Source organism: Streptomyces sp. NPDC088817 (assembly GCF_044750345.1).
Taxonomy (GTDB): Bacteria; Actinomycetota; Actinomycetes; order Streptomycetales; family Streptomycetaceae; genus Streptomyces.
The window spans coordinates 236150-253129 of record NZ_JBIVJN010000007.1; the positions used below are offsets into that span (position 1 = coordinate 236150).

Annotated in this window: 19 protein-coding genes; 2 read left to right on the plus strand and 17 right to left on the minus strand. The window is 70.0% G+C overall.

What is annotated here, in order from left to right:
- Positions 1-37: 37 nt before the first annotated feature.
- The 9 genes from tatA to ACIP4X_RS15635 all read right to left on the minus strand — a co-directional run bounded on the left by tatA (position 38) and on the right by ACIP4X_RS15635 (position 7622).
- Positions 38-331 carry a Sec-independent protein translocase subunit TatA gene (gene tatA / locus ACIP4X_RS15595; RefSeq protein ID WP_358737153.1) on the minus strand — a complete coding sequence of 98 codons (294 nt, stop codon included), beginning with the start codon at positions 329-331 and terminating at the stop codon, positions 38-40.
- A gap of 260 nt (positions 332-591) precedes the next feature.
- Positions 592-786: a hypothetical protein gene (locus ACIP4X_RS15600; RefSeq protein WP_358737155.1), complete on the minus strand. Its 195-nt coding sequence runs from the start codon at positions 784-786 to the stop codon at positions 592-594.
- Between the two features lie 10 nt (positions 787-796).
- Positions 797-1090 (minus strand): hypothetical protein, encoded by a 294-nt coding sequence (locus ACIP4X_RS15605; RefSeq protein WP_358737156.1) that lies wholly within the window; start codon positions 1088-1090, stop codon positions 797-799.
- Entirely contained in the window at positions 1087-2172 is a 1086-nt protein-coding gene (locus tag ACIP4X_RS15610; protein ID WP_358737158.1) for a WYL domain-containing protein, read from the minus strand. The genes ACIP4X_RS15605 and ACIP4X_RS15610 overlap by 4 nt, the downstream gene beginning before the upstream one ends.
- A gap of 19 nt (positions 2173-2191) precedes the next feature.
- Positions 2192-3241, minus strand: coding sequence for a WYL domain-containing protein (locus ACIP4X_RS15615; protein WP_391456435.1), 1050 nt, complete (start codon positions 3239-3241; stop codon positions 2192-2194).
- Positions 3242-3380: 139 nt separating this feature from the next.
- Complete coding sequence (locus ACIP4X_RS15620) at positions 3381-3752, minus strand: FKBP-type peptidyl-prolyl cis-trans isomerase (RefSeq protein WP_100567760.1); 372 nt, start codon at positions 3750-3752, stop codon at positions 3381-3383.
- A 90-nt stretch (positions 3753-3842) separates the two neighbouring features.
- Positions 3843-4844 carry an FKBP-type peptidyl-prolyl cis-trans isomerase gene (locus ACIP4X_RS15625; protein WP_358737162.1) on the minus strand — a complete coding sequence of 334 codons (1002 nt, stop codon included), beginning with the start codon at positions 4842-4844 and terminating at the stop codon, positions 3843-3845.
- Positions 4845-4982: 138 nt separating this feature from the next.
- Complete coding sequence (gene pafA, locus ACIP4X_RS15630) at positions 4983-6344, minus strand: Pup--protein ligase (RefSeq protein ID WP_055622880.1); 1362 nt, start codon at positions 6342-6344, stop codon at positions 4983-4985.
- Between the two features lie 9 nt (positions 6345-6353).
- A complete protein-coding gene (locus tag ACIP4X_RS15635; RefSeq protein WP_391456432.1) occupies positions 6354-7622 on the minus strand; it encodes an MFS transporter in 1269 nt (422 codons plus the stop codon).
- 121 nt (positions 7623-7743) lie between these two features.
- Between ACIP4X_RS15635 and ACIP4X_RS15640 the strand changes: the two genes are divergently transcribed.
- Complete coding sequence (locus ACIP4X_RS15640) at positions 7744-8760, plus strand: LacI family DNA-binding transcriptional regulator (RefSeq protein WP_358737166.1); 1017 nt, start codon at positions 7744-7746, stop codon at positions 8758-8760.
- An 85-nt stretch (positions 8761-8845) separates the two neighbouring features.
- On the opposite strand, the gene prcA is transcribed toward ACIP4X_RS15640, so the two are convergent.
- From prcA to arc, 6 genes are all read right to left on the minus strand, one after another.
- Positions 8846-9598: a proteasome subunit alpha gene (prcA, locus tag ACIP4X_RS15645; RefSeq protein ID WP_358737168.1), complete on the minus strand. Its 753-nt coding sequence runs from the start codon at positions 9596-9598 to the stop codon at positions 8846-8848.
- A gap of 60 nt (positions 9599-9658) precedes the next feature.
- Complete coding sequence (gene prcB / locus ACIP4X_RS15650; RefSeq protein WP_358737170.1) at positions 9659-10504, minus strand: proteasome subunit beta; 846 nt, start codon at positions 10502-10504, stop codon at positions 9659-9661.
- Complete coding sequence (locus ACIP4X_RS15655; RefSeq protein WP_358737172.1) at positions 10456-10782, minus strand: endonuclease domain-containing protein; 327 nt, start codon at positions 10780-10782, stop codon at positions 10456-10458. Before ACIP4X_RS15655 ends, prcB begins: the two co-directional genes overlap by 49 nt.
- A 14-nt stretch (positions 10783-10796) precedes the next feature.
- Positions 10797-11015, minus strand: coding sequence for a ubiquitin-like protein Pup (locus ACIP4X_RS15660; RefSeq protein ID WP_358737174.1), 219 nt, complete (start codon positions 11013-11015; stop codon positions 10797-10799).
- Between the two features lie 180 nt (positions 11016-11195).
- Positions 11196-12707 carry a depupylase/deamidase Dop gene (dop, locus tag ACIP4X_RS15665; RefSeq protein ID WP_358737176.1) on the minus strand — a complete coding sequence of 504 codons (1512 nt, stop codon included), beginning with the start codon at positions 12705-12707 and terminating at the stop codon, positions 11196-11198.
- Between the two features lie 234 nt (positions 12708-12941).
- Positions 12942-14708 (minus strand): proteasome ATPase, encoded by a 1767-nt coding sequence (gene arc / locus ACIP4X_RS15670; RefSeq protein WP_358737178.1) that lies wholly within the window; start codon positions 14706-14708, stop codon positions 12942-12944.
- A gap of 243 nt (positions 14709-14951) precedes the next feature.
- On the opposite strand from arc, the gene ACIP4X_RS15675 reads away from it, so the two are divergent.
- Positions 14952-15257: a ferredoxin gene (locus ACIP4X_RS15675; RefSeq protein WP_358737180.1), complete on the plus strand. Its 306-nt coding sequence runs from the start codon at positions 14952-14954 to the stop codon at positions 15255-15257.
- A 69-nt stretch (positions 15258-15326) separates the two neighbouring features.
- Here ACIP4X_RS15675 and ACIP4X_RS15680 read toward each other — a convergent pair whose 3' ends face one another.
- Both ACIP4X_RS15680 and ACIP4X_RS15685 read right to left on the minus strand, forming a co-directional pair.
- Positions 15327-15896, minus strand: coding sequence for a hypothetical protein (locus tag ACIP4X_RS15680; RefSeq protein WP_358737243.1), 570 nt, complete (start codon positions 15894-15896; stop codon positions 15327-15329).
- 174 nt (positions 15897-16070) lie between these two features.
- Positions 16071-16973 (minus strand): tRNA (adenine-N1)-methyltransferase, encoded by a 903-nt coding sequence (locus ACIP4X_RS15685; RefSeq protein ID WP_391456427.1) that lies wholly within the window; start codon positions 16971-16973, stop codon positions 16071-16073.
- Positions 16974-16980: the final 7 nt, after the last annotated feature.

The following is a 16980-nucleotide window of genomic DNA, read 5'->3' on the forward strand; positions in this document are numbered from 1 at the left end:
TCTCGTGCAGCGGACCGGAACGCCTCCGGTCGTCCGGTCAGCGCTGAGTCGTGTCCGTCGGCTCGTTGACCGGGCGCGAGCTGGTCGTGTCGCCGGGCGCGGCCTGAATGGTGCGCTGGGCCGGGGACTGCTGCTCCTCACCGGCCGGAGTCGCCGAGCCCGCCGCAGTGGTCGACTTCTCGTCCTTCATCGCCTTGGCCTCGCTCTTCAGGATGCGCGCGGACTTGCCGAGCGAGCGCGCCATGTCCGGAAGCTTCTTCGAGCCGAACACCAGGACGATCACCAGAACCAGGAGCACCAGATGCCACGGCTCAAATGCGCCACGGAACATAAAGTCTTCACCTTCTCACTGAGGCGGGGTGGCGGACATGTCCGACCACTCGGACAGGTGTCCGGCCATCGTGCCGGCTAGCAATCCTAACGCCCGGGGATGAACGCTGAGCGATCCCCATGCGTACTCCTGCTGGGGCGGCCCATGCCTCTTACGCGGGCCATGACCAGCAGCGTACCCGGCCACAGGGGCAGGATGGCAGGGCGTGTCGATCGAAAAGACCACGACGCTCGGGACTTCCGGGACTTTCCCGGCGGGCCTCACCTCGGATCCATCGCCCGGGCGGCGCTCAGGCTCGCCCGCTCCAGGTCCTCGGCGGCCCGGTTGATGCGCCGCGCCGACTCCGTGACCTGACGGCCCAGGCGCTGCGCCTCGACGAAGACCCGGACGGCGAGCACCGCGAGCACGGCCATTCCCACGAACCCCACGGCCACCGCGGCCATCGCCCACACCATGACGCCGAGCCTAGAGGGCCGAGTGCAGGCGCAGGGTACTGACCCCGCCGCCGGTGAGCAGTTCCACGATCCGCTCGCCGGCCGGCTTGCGGACCGCGGTGCCGCAGTCGGGGCAGGTGAAGGAGTAGAAGGTGGTGCGGCTGCTGGCGCCGATCACCAGGCGCAGCGCACTCGCGGTGAGCTCGAACCTGCCCCGGCAGTCGGGGCAGCCCGCCCGGAAGACCACCGGAGTCACGCTCCGCATCCCGGCGAACGCCGCCGCCACCGACATCTCACGCACCCCAGCCGTCGCCGACTCGCTCAAAGCCCCTGCTCCTGCCTGTCGTACCGACCGTCGTGAACCACGTCCGCACCCCGGGGCTCCCCCGCCGTCACGCGGTCCGCGGGGGCCCGGGCTCCGTCGTGGGCCGCCTCGTAGGCCGCCAGGGCCTCACGGGCCGCCTGCCGGGCGCTGTCGGCCAGCTCCCGCGGGGCGACGATCCGGCCGTCGCGGCCCAGACGCAGCGCCAGCCGTCGCAGCGACGCCGGATCCGGGGTGCGCAGAGTGATACGCAGCCCGCCGTCGGGAAGCTCATCGGCGCTGTCGTGCGGGTAGTACTCGGCGACCCAGCGGCCCCCGGGACCGACCTCGACGACCACCTCCGGGTCCTCCGCGGCCGGCTGCACCAGGGCCTGGGACAGGTCGCGCAGCTCCATCTCGGGCGGCGCCGAGGGCTCGTCGAGGATCTTGATCTCGGCGACCCGGTCGAGCCGGAAGGTGCGCCGCGCCTCCGAGCGGCGGCACCAGGCCTCCACGTAGGTGTGCCCGACGCTGACCAGGCGGATGGGGTCGATCTCGCGCTCGGTGACCTCGTCACGGGCGGGCGAGTAGTAGCGGATCCACAGCCGGCGACGCTCGGAGATCGCCCGGTCCACGTCGGCGAAGACCCCGCCCTCGGACTCGAACGTCACCGACAGCCGGGAGCTGGCGCCGGCGGCCTCGCCCGCCGCGGCCTCCACCTTGGCCGTGGCGCGCAGCAGCGCCTGCCGGTCGCTCTCCCGCAGTCCGGGAAGCGTGGCCACCGCACGGGCCGCCACCAGCAGCGCGGTCGCCTCGTCGGCGGCCAGCCGCAGCGGCTCGGCCGCCTCCGCGCCGAGCGCGGCCGGGTTGTGCCACCAGATGCGCTCGCCGTCGGTGTCGATGTCGAGCAGGTCGCCGCCGCGGAAACTCGTACCGCACATGGGCAGTACGTCGAGGTCGGAGACCAGCTCGTCCTCGGTGATGCCGAAGGCGCGCGCCACGTCCTCGATCCGGGCGCCGGGACGCTCCCTGAGATACGTCACCAGGGAGAGCATCCGCCGGGTCTGGTCGATGGCGCTCGTGGGCCTGACCGGTTTGCCTGCCACTGTGTCGCTCCGCTCCCCCTCAGCCCCTGGCCACGGCACGCAGCCGGTCCAGCACGTCCGCCCGCAGCTCGGCCGGCTCCACGACCACCACGTCCGGCCCGAACTCCACCAGCCAGGCGTCCAGCCCGTGCCCGTACGGGATGTCCAACTCGTCCCAGCCGTCCCCGAGTTCCCGAACGGCGGTGGCCTTCGCCCGAAGGGGGTAGCCGGCGTCCGCGCGCAGCCGGATCCGCGCGGTGCGGTCGGCGCTCTCGCCCGCCCAGCTCGCCACGGTCTCGCGGACCGTGACGACGTCCGGGACCGGCGCGGTGAAACCGCTGCCCCGGGAGCGGACCCGGCCGGTGATCCTGGACAGCCGGAAGACCCGCTCGGCGCCGCGGTCGCGGTCGAAGCCGGCCAGGTACCAGTGGCCGCGCCAGCACTCCAGCGCCCACGGTTCCACATGCCGGGTGCCGGGCTGCGCGGCGTTGGCCTTGCGGTAGTCGAAGGCGACCGGCCGGCGGTCGCGGCAGGCCAGCATCAGCGGCTCGAAGGCGGCCTCGTGCACCGGGATACGGGGCTCCAGCGCGCTGTGCGCCTCGTAGGGGTCGACGTCCTCGGGCAGCCCGGCCGCGCGCAGCTTCTGCAGGGCGCCGCTGGCCGCCCCGGCCAGCCGGGCCTGCTGCCAGACCTTGGCGGCCAGACCGAGCGCGGCGGCCTCCTCGGCGTCCAGGGTGATGGGCGGCAGCCGGTTGCTGTCACGGCGGGCCAGATAGCCGACCTCGCCGTCCAGGCTCTCGACGGTCTCGATGACCAGCCCGAGCTCACGCAGGTCGTCCTTGTCCCGCTCGAACATGCGGTTGAAGGAGTCGTCCGACGCGGCGGCGCCCTTCTCCGCCCCGGAGCCGACGCCCCTGTCGCGGCCGGAAGCCACGCTCCTGTCGCGGCCGGAGGCCACGCTCCTGTCGCGGCCGGAGGCCTCGACGTAGGCCTCGATGGATTCCCGCAGCTCGCGCTTGCTCAGCGGCCGCCGCGTCCCGAGCAGGCACAGCGCCAGGTTCATCAGCCGCTCGGCCTTGGCAATGGCCATCGACGCCCTTCACCTTCCCTATGGTCCTTACGCCCGATGACCGTACCGCCCCGCGGCGTACGGACAAAAGCCGAGGCCCATGCCCGAACAGGCATGGGCCCCGGATGATCGGATCCCGCGCGGATCCGGTGCGGGACGATCAGACCGCGACCAGGTCGCAGACGAAGATCAGCGTCTCACCGGGCTTGATCCGGCCACCCGCGCCACGGTCGCCGTAGGCGAGGTGCGCCGGGATGGTCAGCTGGCGGCGGCCGCCGACCTTCATGCCCTGAACACCCTGGTCCCAGCCGGCTATGACCTGGCCGACACCGAGCTGGAAACGGAGCGGCGTACCGCGGTTCCAGGAGGCGTCGAACTCCTCACCGGTGGAGAAGGCCACGCCGACGTAGTGGACGGAGACGGTGTCGCCCGCCTTGGCCACCGGTCCGTCGCCCTCCCAGATCTCCTTGATCTCGAGGTCAGCCGGGGGCTCGCCGCCCGGGAAGTCGATCTCGGGCTTCTCGATGCTCACGTGTTTCTCCTGCTCATCTACAACAAGACAACCTGCACAGTCTTACACCCCGCCGGGTGCGCGCCCGCGCCGGGAGACTGCCGCGCGACGCTACATCGCCGCCAGGATGTCCACCGTGAAGACCAGCACGGAGTCCTTCTTGATGCCGCTGTTGGGGGGCGGGTTGTCGCCGTAGCCCAGAGCCGGCGGGACGACGACCAGGACCCGGCTGCCGACCTTCTTGCCGGCCAGTCCCTCGGCCCAGCCCTTGACGACCTGCTGGAGGGAGAACGAGGTCAGCGAGTCACGCTTGTACGTCGAGTCGAACTCCTTGCCGTCCGCCCACAGCACGCCCTTGTACTGGACGAGCACGGTGTTCTCCGGCTTGACCACGGGGCCGTCGCCCTCGATCACGTAGTCGGCCACGAGCTTCGTGGGCGCGGCCTTCTTGGGCACGGTGATGGACGGAGCGGCGCCGTCGGTGTTGGTGCCGACCTTGGGCAGGTCCGCGTTGTCCTGGGCGACCGTCCTGCCCTTGGCCGAGCTCTTGGAGTTGAAGGTGCCCTGGAGGTCGACGACGAACACCAGCGTGTCGGTGCCCTTGATCCCGGCCTGGGAGTTGCCCTGCGTGCCGTATCCCCAGGTGGGCGGCACGGAGAACAGGACGCGGCTGCCCACCTTCTTGCCGGCGAGGGCATAGCGCCAGCCGTCGATGATCGTGCCCTGGGCGAGCTGGATGACCAGGGGGGCCTTGCGGTCGTAGGAGTTGTCGAAGAGCTTGGCCGTGTCCCAGATCTGGCCCAGGTAGTGCGCCTGGACGTAGTCGTTCTCCGCGATGGTGCGGCCGCCGCCCGCGATCACCGTCTTGACGGCGATGTCCTTCGACGGGTCACCGCTGCCCTTGGCGACGGTCGGCTTCTCGCCGAACTTCGTGCCCGCGGTGATCTCCGGCAGCGGCCCGGAGACGATCTTCGGCGACGGCGCGGCGGACGGCTCGGTGGGGGACGGCGTCGCGCTCTCGCTGGCCTTGCTCGAAGCGGCCTTGTCGTTGCCGCAGGCGGCCAGGGTGACAAGTCCCGCGGGTACGGAAAGAAGAAGTGAGCGTCGGCGCACGGTGGGGGCCTCGTAATCGGTCGATCTTCTGATGGCGTGCGCGCAACTCTACGGTGTGAGCGGGGCGCCGTACGGGGAACGTACGGCGCCCGTGTGGCGTTCCGGGGCCTTCGAACCGGCAATCGCGTTTCGCCGGGCTCACATTCCGGCGATCAGCTTCTCCACCCGGTCGTCCACCGAACGGAACGGGTCCTTGCACAACACCGTCCGCTGCGCCTGGTCATTGAGCTTCAGGTGCACCCAGTCGACGGTGAAGTCCCTGCGCTGTTCCTGCGCCCGCCGGATGAAGTCGCCGCGCAGCCGTGCCCGAGTGGTCTGCGGGGGCACCGACTTGCCCTCGAAGATCTTCAAGTCGTTGCAGATCCGGGTGGCTTGGCCCTTCTTCTCCAGCAGGTAGTACAGGCCACGACGGCGGTGGATGTCGTGGTAGGCGAGGTCTATCTGGGCGACCCGCGGATGCGACATGGTCATGTTGTGCTTGGCCCGGTACCGCTCGATGAGCTTGTACTTCATCACCCAGTCGATCTCGGTGCCGATGCGGTCGAGGTCCTCGGTCTCGATCGCGTCCAGCGTGCGGCCCCACAGCTCCAGCACCTGCTCCACGGTGCCGGTGCGGATGCCGCGCCGCTCGCAGAAGTCCACGGCCTTCTCGTAGTACTCCCGCTGCACCTCCAGCGCGGAGGCCTCGCGGCCGCTGGCCAGGCGCACCTTGCGGCGGCCCGTGATGTCGTGGCTGACCTCGCGGATCGCCCGGATCGGGTTCTCCAGGGTCAGGTCGCGCATCACCGTGCCCGCCTCGATCATGCGGAGCACCAGGTCGGTGGCGCCCACCTTGAGCAGCATCGTCGTCTCGGACATGTTGGAGTCGCCGACGATGACGTGCAGCCGGCGGTAGCGCTCCGCGTCCGCGTGCGGCTCGTCGCGGGTGTTGATGATGGGCCGCGAACGGGTGGTCGCCGAGGAGACGCCCTCCCAGATGTGCTCGGCCCGCTGGCTTACGCAGTACACCGCCCCGCGCGGGGTCTGCAGGACCTTGCCCGCCCCGCAGAGGAGCTGCCTCGTGACCAGGAACGGGATGAGGATGTCCGCGAGGCGGGAGAACTCCCCGTGCCGTGCCACCAGATAGTTCTCGTGGCAGCCGTACGAGTTGCCCGCCGAATCGGTGTTGTTCTTGAAGAGGTAGACGTCGCCCGCGATTCCCTCCTCGTGCAGGCGTCGTTCGGCGTCCACCAGGAGTCCCTCGAGAATGCGCTCGCCGGCTTTGTCGTGGGTGACCAGTTCGGTCACATTGTCACACTCGGGTGTCGCGTATTCCGGGTGTGACCCCACGTCGAGATAGAGCCGGGCGCCGTTTCGCAGAAAGACATTGCTGCTGCGGCCCCATGACACGACACGGCGGAAGAGGTACCGCGCCACCTCGTCAGGCGACAGACGGCGCTGTCCCCTGAACGTGCACGTGACGCCGTACTCGTTCTCCAGCCCGAAGATGCGGCGGTCCATGACTGAACATTACGCCCGATCCTCTGCGCTCAAACGAGGTTCGGCGGCACGATTTGGATCATTTTCCGATGAAGCGGCAACCACCGCCCCCGCGGCGGGAGCTGTGAGGACCCGCCCGGTGAGCAGCAACACCAGCAACGACACGGCCCCGGCGGCGCCCGGCACCGCGAAACCCCACAGCGCGCCGCCCGCCTGGACCACCGGGCCGGCGGCACCCGTTCCGACGGACGCGCCCACGGTGAACGTCGTCACCAGCCAGGAGAAAGCCTCCGTCACCGTGCCGGCCGGCGCGTGCCGGTCCACGATGATGAACGCGCAGGCGATGCAGGGCGCCAGGAAGACCCCGGCCAGCACCGTCAGCGCCACCATCGGCACCGCTCCGGGCATCAGCATCAGCGGCAGGTAACACACCGCCAGCAGACCCACCAGCAGCCGCAGTCGCCGTTCGGGCGCGCCCGCCCACTGGCGGGCGCCGTAGACGGTGCCGCCGACCAGCGCGCCCAGTCCCAGGGCGGCCATCAGCCAGCCGTACACCGCGTCACCGCCGTGGTCGTCGGCGTAGGGCACCGCCGCCACCGTGATGGAACCCATGGCGACGCCGACGAAGAGGAACGCGCCGAGCAGCGCCAGCAGGCCGGGCGAGCGCAGCGCGCCCAGCCAGTGCGCCTCCCGGGGCGCCGAACGCCAGGCCCGCGAAGGGGGCGAGACGACCACGGACAGCGCGCCCAGCACGCCGATGCCGTTCAGCACCACCAGCGCCGCCTGCGCCGACCACAGCGAGACGCAGAGGGTCACGAGCAACGGGCCGACGGTGAACATCACTTCCTGTGCCACGGCGTCCATCGCGTACGCCGTGTGGACCTGGTCGTTCCTGCGCAGCACCGAGGGCCACAGGGCCCGCAGACCGCCCTCCAGCGGCGGGGTGAAGAGCCCGGCCGCGGCCACGGAGGCGTACGCGAGGGCGGCCGGCTGCGTGCCGGTCAGGGCGAAGGCCGTCATCGCCAGGGCCGCGGCGAGCGCGGCGGGCAGCTGGACGCGGGGCTGTCCGTGCAGGTCCACCAGGCGTCCGAGCACCGGCTGGCCCACCGCGTTGGCGACGCCGTACACCGCCGCCAGCGCTCCCGCGAGGCTGTACGTGCCGCCCTCCGCGCGGACGAACAGCACGATGGCGATCGCCGCGGTGGCGTTGGGCAGCCGGCCCACGAGCGTGCCGGTCAGCAGCCGGGCGGCGTGCCTCGCCCTGAGGATCTCCAGGTATCCCCCGAACCCCACAGCCATCGCCCCGCCTTCCGTCGGTTCCCCCGAGGCGCTGGAGCAACCTCCGGTGTTACGTATAACGTACTCGGTCATACGTACCATGTGCGCTGTTCACCAGTCCAGACGAAGGAGCGTCCCCGCGGTGGCCCCAAGCAGCACGCGCCCCACCAGCCGTGACGTCGCGCACGCCGCCGGGGTCTCCCAGGCCGCCGTCTCCCTGGTCCTGGGCGACAAGTGGCGCGGCCGGGTGTCGCAGGCGACCGCCGAACGGGTGCGCCGCGCGGCCGAGGAACTCGGCTACCGGCCCAATCTCGCCGCCCGCAACCTGCGCCTGGGCCACACACGGACCGTGCTCCTGGTCGTCCCCGTGCTGACCACCGAGTTCTTCGCCGGCGTCTACACCGGTGCCGCACGCGTCGCCGCCGAGCACGGCTTCGGCGTCGTGCTCTACCCCTCCCCCGAGGGCATCGGCCCGGCGCGCAACCCTTTCGCCTCCGCCCGGGCCGCGCTGGACGGCGTGATCGCCTCCTCGATGGCCGCCGACGCGCTGACGGCGATCCGCGGCGACCAGCTCCCGCTGGTCATGCTGGACAGCGACCCCGCGGGCAGCCTGGGCGCCGCGACGGTCAACCTGGACATCGCCGACGGCGTACGCCAGATCGCCGACCACCTTCTCGGGCTCGGCCACCGGCACTTCCTGCACCTCGCGGCGGACGTGGCGTCCTGGACCTTCGAGGTGCGGGCGAGGGAACTCGGCGCCCGGGTGGGCGCGGTGCCCGGCACCTCCGTGCGCACCGCCCGTGCCCCCATCTCCATCGAGGACGCCAGGGCCGCCACCGAGGCCGCCCTGAGCGCCCCCGGGCCCCGGCCCACCGCGCTGGTCTGCGACGACGACAAGCTCGCCGCCGGTGCGTACAAGGCGCTGCGCCGCCTCGGCCTGCGTGTGCCCGACGACGTCTCCGTCACCGGCCTCGACGACCTCGCCCTCGCCACCGCCATCGACCCCGAGCTCACCACCGTGCGGCTGGACGCCGAGCTGTTCGGCGAACGGGGCATGCACGCCCTGCTGGCCGTCCTCGAGGGCCGCACTCCGGTCGGCGGGGACATTCCCGTGGAGCTCGTGGTACGGGGCTCCACGGCGCCGCCCAGCCCCTCCTGAGGCCGTCCCGCCCTCCTGAAACGCCCGGGGCCCCGACCCACTGGAGGGCCGGGGCACCCGGGGACGGGGCTGCGGGGATACGGGACTACTTCTCCTCGGAGCCGTCCTCGTCGGCGCTCTCCGCCTCGGTCGCCGCGCCGTCGGCCTCCAGAAGCCGGCCCAGCTGACGGCCCACGATGCGCTTGAACTTGCGCTTCTGCGGGCGCGTACGGTCCAGCACCGCCACCTCCAGGCGCTCGGCGGGGATCTCCCGCTCGCTGCCGTTGGTGTCGCGGGACAGGGCCTGCACGGCCAGCTTCAGCGCCTCGGCCAGGGACATGCCGTCCCGGTGACGCTGGTCCAGGTAGCCGCTGATCTGCTCGGCGTTGCCGCCGACCGCGACCGAGCCGTGCTCGTCCACGATCGAGCCGTCGTGCGGCAGCCGGTAGATCTGGTCGCCGTCCGGGGTCTCCCCCACCTCGGCGACCACCAGCTCCACCTCGTAGGGCTTCTCCGCGGCGCTGGAGAAGATCGTGCCGAGCGTCTGGGCGTAGACGTTCGCCAGGCCGCGGGCGGTCACGTCGTCCCGGTCGTAGGTGTAACCGCGAAGGTCGGCGTAGCGGACGCCGCCGATGCGCAGGTTCTCGTACTCGTTGTACTTGCCGGCCGCCGCGAACGCGATCCGGTCGTAGATCTCGCTGAACTTGTGCAGCGCGCGGGACGGATTCTCACCGACGAACACGATTCCGTCGGCGTACTGCAGCACGACCAGGCTGCGGCCACGGGCGATGCCCTTGCGGGCGTACTCCGCCCGGTCGGCCATGGCCTGCTGAGGTGAGACATAGAACGGCGTCGACACCGGTTATCCGTCCCTTTCTGTAGAAGTCACTGGATCATTCCGGACAAGAACCGGCTCCGGCTACAGCAGCGCGGCCCGCGGGCCGTCCGGCTGCTCCAGGCGCCGCTGGAGCACCGAGCGGGCGATCTCGGAGCACTCGTCGTCGGTGAGCCGGCGGAATCCGTCCTCGGTGATCACGGTGACGATCGGATAGATCCGGCGGGCGACATCGGGACCACCGGTCGCCGAGTCGTCATCTGCCGCGTCGTACAGGGCCTGCACCACCAGTGTCGTGGTCTCGGCCTCGGTCAGGTCGTCCCGGTAGAGCTTCTTCATCGCGCCGCGCGCGAAGATCGAGCCGGAGCCCGTGGCCGCGTAGCCGTACTCCTCGGAGCGGCCGCCCGTCACGTCGTAGGAGAAGATCCGGCCCTTGTCGCGGTCCACGTCGTACCCCGCGAAAAGCGGGACCACGGCCAGTCCCTGCATGGCCATGCCCAGGTTGGAGCGGATCATGGTCGACAGCCGGTTCGCCTTGCCCTCCAGCGAGAGCTGCGTTCCCTCGACCTTCTCGAAGTGCTCCAGCTCCAGCTGGAACAGCTTCACCATCTCCACCGCCAGACCGGCGGTGCCGGCGATGCCCACGGCCGAGTACTCGTCTGCCGGGAACACCTTCTCGACGTCCCGCTGCGCGATCATGTTCCCCATGGTGGCGCGCCGGTCACCGGCCAGGACGACGCCGCCCGGGAAGGCCGCGGCGACGATGGTGGTCCCGTGCGGCGCCTCGATCACCCCCTGGGTCGGCGGCAGCTGCCGCTTGCCCGGAAGCATCTCCGGCTGGTGCTCGGAGAGAAAGTCCATGAACGAGGAGGACCCGGGCGTCAGGAAGGCGGCCGGCAGACGCCCGGTGCTACGAGTGTTGGCTTCCACGCGTTTCCTTCCAGGTGGTCGGCAGCTCGGTCCACCGCTTCGGGATCGTCCCTCAACAGGCCGAGGCCGGAATTGCAGTTGATGCACATTACGCCACGGACCCTACCCGTCCGGCGGGGGTGATCCACATGAAGAACGCAAGCCCTGGGGCGGCTCGCGCGGAGCCTCTCCTCGGGCGCCCGCGCGGCGGCCGACGCCCGGAAACGAAGGCCGCGCGCGGCGCGGTCCCACCGCACCGCACGCAGCTCCTCGTCAACCGGCTCGTCCGTCACCGCCACCGTTTCTCAGGCGCTCACTGACCGCCCTTTTGCACGAAGGAGCGCACGAAGTCCTCGGCGTTCTCCTCCAGGACGTCGTCGATCTCGTCGAGGACGGAGTCCACGTCGTCACTCAGCTTCTCGTGGCGTTCCTTGAGGTCGTCCGCGGCCTGCGTGTCCTGGGACTGCTCTTCGACCTCCTCGGTGGAACGCGTGGCCTTCTGCTGCCCGCCGCCGGTGTCCTTCGTTGCCATAACCCTCACCCCGCTCAGTTCGCCCGACATGGTCGGCATTACGGCCGATCGGTGATGTTCCGACCCTACAAGCCGGGTCCGACATCGGCCCCGCACTTTGTCCAACGTACGAGGGCCACCTCGATGATTCCCGGCACCGGGCATTTCCACCCTGGAAAACCCGCCCGGTCCGGAATCCGCTCAGCTGCCGGAAAGCACCCTGACCAGGTCTTCGGCGGTACGGCAGCGGTCGAGGAGTTCCTTGACGTGATTACGCGTTCCGCGAAGCGGTTCCAGGGTTGGGACACGCTGCAGCGAGTCGCGGCCCGGCAGATCGAAGATCACCGAGTCCCACGAGGCCGCGGCGACGTCGTCGGCGTACTGCTCCAGGCAGCGGCCGCGGAAGTACGCTCGTGTGTCCTCCGGCGGCTTCCTGCGGGCCCGGTCCACCTCGGCCTCGTCCAGCAGGCGCTTGACGCGTCCCCGGGCCACCAGGCGGTTGTACAGGCCCTTGTCGGGGCGTACGTCCGCGTACTGGAGGTCGACGAGGTGGAGGCGGGCGGCGTCCCAGTCGAGGCCGTCACGGCGCCGGTAGCCCTCCATGAGTTCCCGCTTGGCGACCCAGTCCAGCTCGCCCGCCAGACTCATCGGATCGTTCTCAAGACGGTTGAGGGTGTCCTCCCAGCGGGACAGCACGTCCTTGGTCTGCTCGTCGGCGTCCGCGCCGAACCGCTCCTCCACGTACTTGCGCGACAGCTCGTAGTACTCCATCTGGAGCTGCACCGCGGTGAGTGTCCGGCCGCTGCGCAGCGTGATCAGACGCTTGAGGCCCGGGTCGTGCGAGACCTGGTGGAGCGTGCGGACGGGCTGGTCGACGGCCAGGTCCACGGCGATGAAGCCGTCCTCGATCATGGACAGGACCAGGGCGGTCGTGCCCAGCTTGAGGTAGGTGGAGATCTCCGAGAGGTTGGCGTCGCCGATGATCACGTGCAGGCGGCGGTACTTCTCCGCGTCGGCGTGCGGCTCGTCGCGCGTGTTGATGATCGGCCGCTTGAGCGTGGTCTCCAGGCCGACCTCGACCTCGAAGTAGTCCGCGCGCTGGCTGAGCTGGAAGCCGTGCTCGTGGCCGTCCTGGCCGATGCCGACGCGTCCCGCGCCCGTGACGACCTGACGGGAGACGAAGAAGGGCGTCAGGTGGCGCACGATGTCGGAGAAGGCGGTCTCCCGCTTCATCAGGTAGTTCTCGTGCGTGCCGTAGGAGGCGCCCTTGTTGTCGGTGTTGTTCTTGTAGAGGTGGATCGGCTGGGCGCCGGGCAGCTGGGCCGCCCGCTCCGCCGCCTCGGCCATGATCCGCTCGCCGGCCTTGTCCCACAGGACGGCGTCGCGCGGGTTGGTGACCTCGGGCGCGCTGTACTCCGGGTGGGCGTGGTCGACGTAGAGCCGTGCGCCATTGGTGAGGATGACGTTGGCCAGGCCGATGTCCTCGTCGGTGAGCTGGCTGGCGTCGGCCGCCTCGCGGGCGAGGTCGAAGCCCCGGGCGTCCCGCAGCGGATTCTCCTCCTCGAAGTCCCAGCGGGCCCGGCGGGCCCGGTGCATGGCCGCCGCGTAGGCGTTGACGATCTGGGATGAGGTGAGCATGGCATTGGCATTGGGGTGGCCGGGGACGGAGATCCCGTACTCCGTCTCGATGCCCATTACTCGCCGTACGGTCATGCGGCCCTCCTTGCCCGGCGGCGCCCTCGGTCGTGGGCGTCGCTCAAGTACCGCTCGTGCCCGGGTGCCTGTGCGGTGCCCGTCCCCGCACTGCGCGACCCGGCGGTACGAAAGAGCCTAGAACGCCTTTGCGCTGGTGGGGAGATCATTTGCGTCATTGCCTGCTCCATGCGGTGGCCCCGGAAACAGCCGACTGCGGGTACCCCCTGGAGGGCACCCGCAGCCACCCCGCTTTTACAGGTACTGTCCCGTATTCGCCACCGTGTCGATGGAACGTCCGGTGTCCGCGCCCTGCTTTCCGGTGATGAGGGTGCGGATGTAGACGATCCGCTCGCCCTTCTTTCCGGAGATCCTGGCCCAGTCGTCCGGGTTGGTGGTGTTCGGCAGGTCCTCGTTCTCCTTGAACTCGTCCACGCATGCCTGGAGCAGGTGGGAGACGCGGAGGCCCTTCTGGTTCTTCTCGAGGAAGTCCTTGATCGCCATCTTCTTGGCGCGGCCCACGATGTTCTCGATCATGGCACCGGAATTGAAGTCCTTGAAATACAGGACTTCCTTGTCGCCGTTGGCGTAGGTGACCTCCAGGAAGCGGTTCTCCTCGGTTTCGGCGTACATGTGCTCCACCGCGGTCTGGATCATGCCCTGGACCGTGATGTCCTTGTCGCCGCCGTGTTCCGCGAGGTCGTCCGAGTGCAGCGGAAGGCGCTCGGTGAGGTACTTCCCGAAGATGTCCTTCGCCGCCTCGGCGTCCGGACGCTCGATCTTGATCTTCACATCGAGGCGGCCGGGCCGCAGGATGGCCGGGTCGATCATGTCCTCGCGGTTGGAGGCGCCGATCACGACCACGTTCTGCAGGCCTTCCACACCGTCGATCTCGGCGAGCAGCTGGGGGACGATGGTGTTCTCCACGTCCGAGCTGACGCCGGAGCCGCGGGTGCGGAAGAGGGACTCCATCTCGTCGAAGAAGACGATGACGGGGGTGCCCTCGCTCGCCTTCTCGCGGGCCCGCTGGAAGACCAGGCGGATCTGCCGCTCGGTCTCGCCGACGTACTTGTTCAGCAGCTCCGGGCCCTTGATGTTGAGGAAGAAGCTCTTGCCCGCCGCCTGTCCGGTGACCTCGGCGACCTTCTTGGCGAGCGAGTTCGCGACGGCCTTGGCGATGAGCGTCTTGCCGCATCCGGGAGGCCCGTAGAGCAGGACGCCCTTCGGCGGGCGCAGCTCGTGCTCCTTGAACAGGTCCGGGTAGAGGTACGGCAGCTCCACGGCGTCGCGGATGGCCTCGATCTGGTTGCCGAGGCCGCCGATCTGCTCGTAGCCGATGTCGGGCACCTCTTCGAGGACGAGTTCCTCGACCTCGCTCTTGGGCACGACCTCGTAGACGTAGCCGGACCTGGGTTCGAGCAGCAGCGCGTCGCCGGGCCGGATGGTGACGTCCAGCAGCGGCTCGGCGAGCCGTACCACCCGCTCCTCGTCGGTGTGCCCGAGCACCAGGGCCCGCTCGCCGTCCTCGAGGATCTCCTTGAGGGTGACGATGTCGCCGACCCGCTCGTACTCCATGGCCTCGACCACGTTGAGCGCTTCGTTGAGCATCACTTCCTGGCCGCGCCTGAGCTCGTCGAGCTCGACGCTGGGGCTGACGTTCACCCGGAGCTTGCGGCCGCCGGTGAAGATGTCGGCGGTGCCGTCCTCGTTGGCCTGCAGGAAGACTCCGAAGCCGGCCGGGGGCTGGGCGAGCCGGTCGACCTCCTCCTTGAGGGCCACGATCTGGTCGCGGGCCTCGCGGAGCGTGTTCGCAAGCCGTTCGTTCTGCGCGGAGACGCCGGCCAGGTTGGTCTGCAACTCGACGATCCGCTCTTCGAGAATCCTCGTGTGACGCGGAGAGTCGGCGAGCTTGCGGCGCAGGACGGCGATCTCCTGCTCAAGGTAGGCGATCTGCCCGGCCGGGTCGTCGGACCCGCGTCCCGGGCGGATGCCGCGGTTCATGTCGTCGTCGTGGGCTGCCACGGTCCTCACCTCCTCCAAGGGGAGCTGGACGCTTCCAGACCCTACCTGGGTGGGTGTCGATTGAAACCCCTAGATCACAAAGACTGTCGGGGTGTGTCCGATCTTCACCCTTGCGCTCTCCCTCACGCCAGGGGAATACCCACCGAACATGATTGGAAAGCGGGCGGAGGTAGGGTCGACATGTTCAACACCCGTCAGAGCTGGCCGGATTCCCGTACGGCTCGACGTGATACGGCAGGAGAGATGACCGTGCAGCAGCAGACCTCGGACGGTGGCGAGGCCCTGGAGGTCTGGATCGACCAGGACCTGTGTACCGGCGACGGCATCTGCGCGCAGTACGCGCCCGAGGTGTTCGAGCTGGACATCGACGGTCTGGCCTATGTGAAGGGCCCGGACGACGAGCTCCTTCAGGAGGCCGGAGCGGCAACGCCCGTGCCGCTTCCGCTCCTCACGGACGTGGTGGACTCGGCCAAGGAGTGCCCGGGCGAGTGCATCCACGTACGCCGCGTCGCGGACCGGGTCGAGGTGTACGGACCTGACGCGGAGTGACAACCTCGGCGCGAGGCGTCACCTTTGTCTGTTTTCTCACATTTCCAGGGACTCTGGTCCGGGATGCGGTCAGATACCGCGCGCACCGGCGTCCGTGGAGCGGACGAACGCGCCGTTCTGCCACCGCCACTTCACGTTGTCCTTGAGGTCGGGGCAGCAATTGGGCACGTCGGGCGAGGAGTAGCCGAGCAGGGTGGCGGTCACCGCGCCGTCGCGGACGGCGAAGTCCGTGACCGAGTACCGGTCCTTGGCCTCGACGAGGGTGGCGACCACGCGCGGCTCGGCGGCCTGGGTCAGGACGTAGACGGCGTCGGGCGGGGTGCCCATGGCGGCGTCGCAGTGCACGACGGCCACGGTCTCCGGCCGGCCGTCCCCGTCGAGATCCCCCGATGCCTTCTTCGCCACCACGGCACGCACCGGGCCGCAGTCGATCGGGAAGGTCACGCCTGTGGTGCTCGGGGCCGCCGCGGTGGCGGGCGCGGAGTGCGGGCGGGTGCCCTGCGGCTGGGCGGCCGTGGCCGCGCCGGGCTGCACGAGCGAGGAGAGGGCCACCACACCGGCGACCGCGGTGGCGGTGGCCATCCAGTGGATGGGGCGGGTGTGCGTGTGGGCCAGTTCCGGAACGGCGGACTGCTGCACTAGGAGCATCTCCTGCGAGGGCTGTGCCGGTGGGGTGGCCAGCATCGTGCCACACGTCACAGTGCGGGGGAACGGCGGGGTGGAGGTCAACGCGAGGGCGCCGTGGTGGAGTTCCCCGTGCTCGTCGGGAACTCCACCACGGCGCCCGTGTGTTGCGCGTGGTGGTGGGCCGTGTCAGCGGGTGGCGCCGCCGTCGGCGTTGGGGCCCTCGTAGTCCTCGCCGTAGGCACCCTTGGCGGGCCGGCGGCGGCGCATGGGCGGCTCGACGCCGTCCGCGAGCCGGCGGGCCGTGAGCAGGAAGCCGGTGTGGCCGATCATGCGGTGGTCCGGACGGACGGCCAGGCCCTCGATGTGCCAGTTGCGGATCATCGTCTCCCAGGCGGTCGGCTCGTTGAAGCAGCCGATCTCGCGGATGGACTCCACGGTCCGGGCGAGCTGGGTGGTGGTCGCGACGTAGCAGCACAGGATGCCGCCGGGGACGAGCGCCTTGGAGACGCCCTCCAGGCACTCCCAGGGGGCGAGCATGTCGAGGATGACGCGGTCGACGTCCGCGTCGGACAGGTTGTCCTGGAGGTCTCCGACGGTGAGCTGCCAGGCGGGGTGCGGGCCGCCGAAGTAGCGCTCCACGTTCGCCTGGGCGATCTCGGCGAAGTCCGCGCGGCGCTCGTAGCTGTGCAGCATGCCCTGGTCGCCGATGGCCCGCAGCAGGAAGCTGCTCAGCGAGCCGGAGCCGACGCCTGCCTCCACGACGCGTGCGCCGGGGAAGATGTCGGCGAAGGCGAGGATCTGCCCCGCGTCCTTCGGGTAGACGACGGCTGCCCCGCGGGGCATGGACAGGACGTAGTCGGGGAGCAGGGGGCGCAGCGCGAGGTAGGCGACGTTGCCGGTGGTGCGGACAACGCTGCCCTCGGGTGCGCCGATCAGTTCGTCGTGCGGGAAGGAACCTTTGTGGGTGTGGAAGTTCTTCCCGGCCTCGAGCGTGAACGTGTAGTGGCGGCCCTTGGGGTCGGTCAGCTGTACCTGGTCCCCGACCTTGAAGGGCCCGCGGCGGCGGGCGGCACCGGTCGGTTCGGACATGTGACCA

What these genes read in the sequence shown, in the direction of transcription:
- ACIP4X_RS15600 (WP_358737155.1), bottom strand. Translation starts at nt 786, where the DNA reads ATGGTGTGGGCGATGGCCGCGGTGGCCGTGGGGTTCGTGGGAATGGCC.
- ACIP4X_RS15635 (WP_391456432.1), bottom strand. Translation starts at nt 7,622, where the DNA reads ATGGCTGTGGGGTTCGGGGGATACCTGGAGATCCTCAGGGCGAGGCAC.
- ACIP4X_RS15685 (WP_391456427.1), bottom strand. Translation starts at nt 16,973, where the DNA reads ATGTCCGAACCGACCGGTGCCGCCCGCCGCCGCGGGCCCTTCAAGGTC.
- tatA (WP_358737153.1), bottom strand. Translation starts at nt 331, where the DNA reads ATGTTCCGTGGCGCATTTGAGCCGTGGCATCTGGTGCTCCTGGTTCTG.
- ACIP4X_RS15675 (WP_358737180.1), top strand. Translation starts at nt 14,952, where the DNA reads ATGACCGTGCAGCAGCAGACCTCGGACGGTGGCGAGGCCCTGGAGGTC.
- ACIP4X_RS15615 (WP_391456435.1), bottom strand. Translation starts at nt 3,241, where the DNA reads ATGGCCATTGCCAAGGCCGAGCGGCTGATGAACCTGGCGCTGTGCCTG.
- dop (WP_358737176.1), bottom strand. Translation starts at nt 12,707, where the DNA reads ATGACCGTACGGCGAGTAATGGGCATCGAGACGGAGTACGGGATCTCC.
- ACIP4X_RS15660 (WP_358737174.1), bottom strand. Translation starts at nt 11,015, where the DNA reads ATGGCAACGAAGGACACCGGCGGCGGGCAGCAGAAGGCCACGCGTTCC.
- pafA (WP_055622880.1), bottom strand. Translation starts at nt 6,344, where the DNA reads ATGGACCGCCGCATCTTCGGGCTGGAGAACGAGTACGGCGTCACGTGC.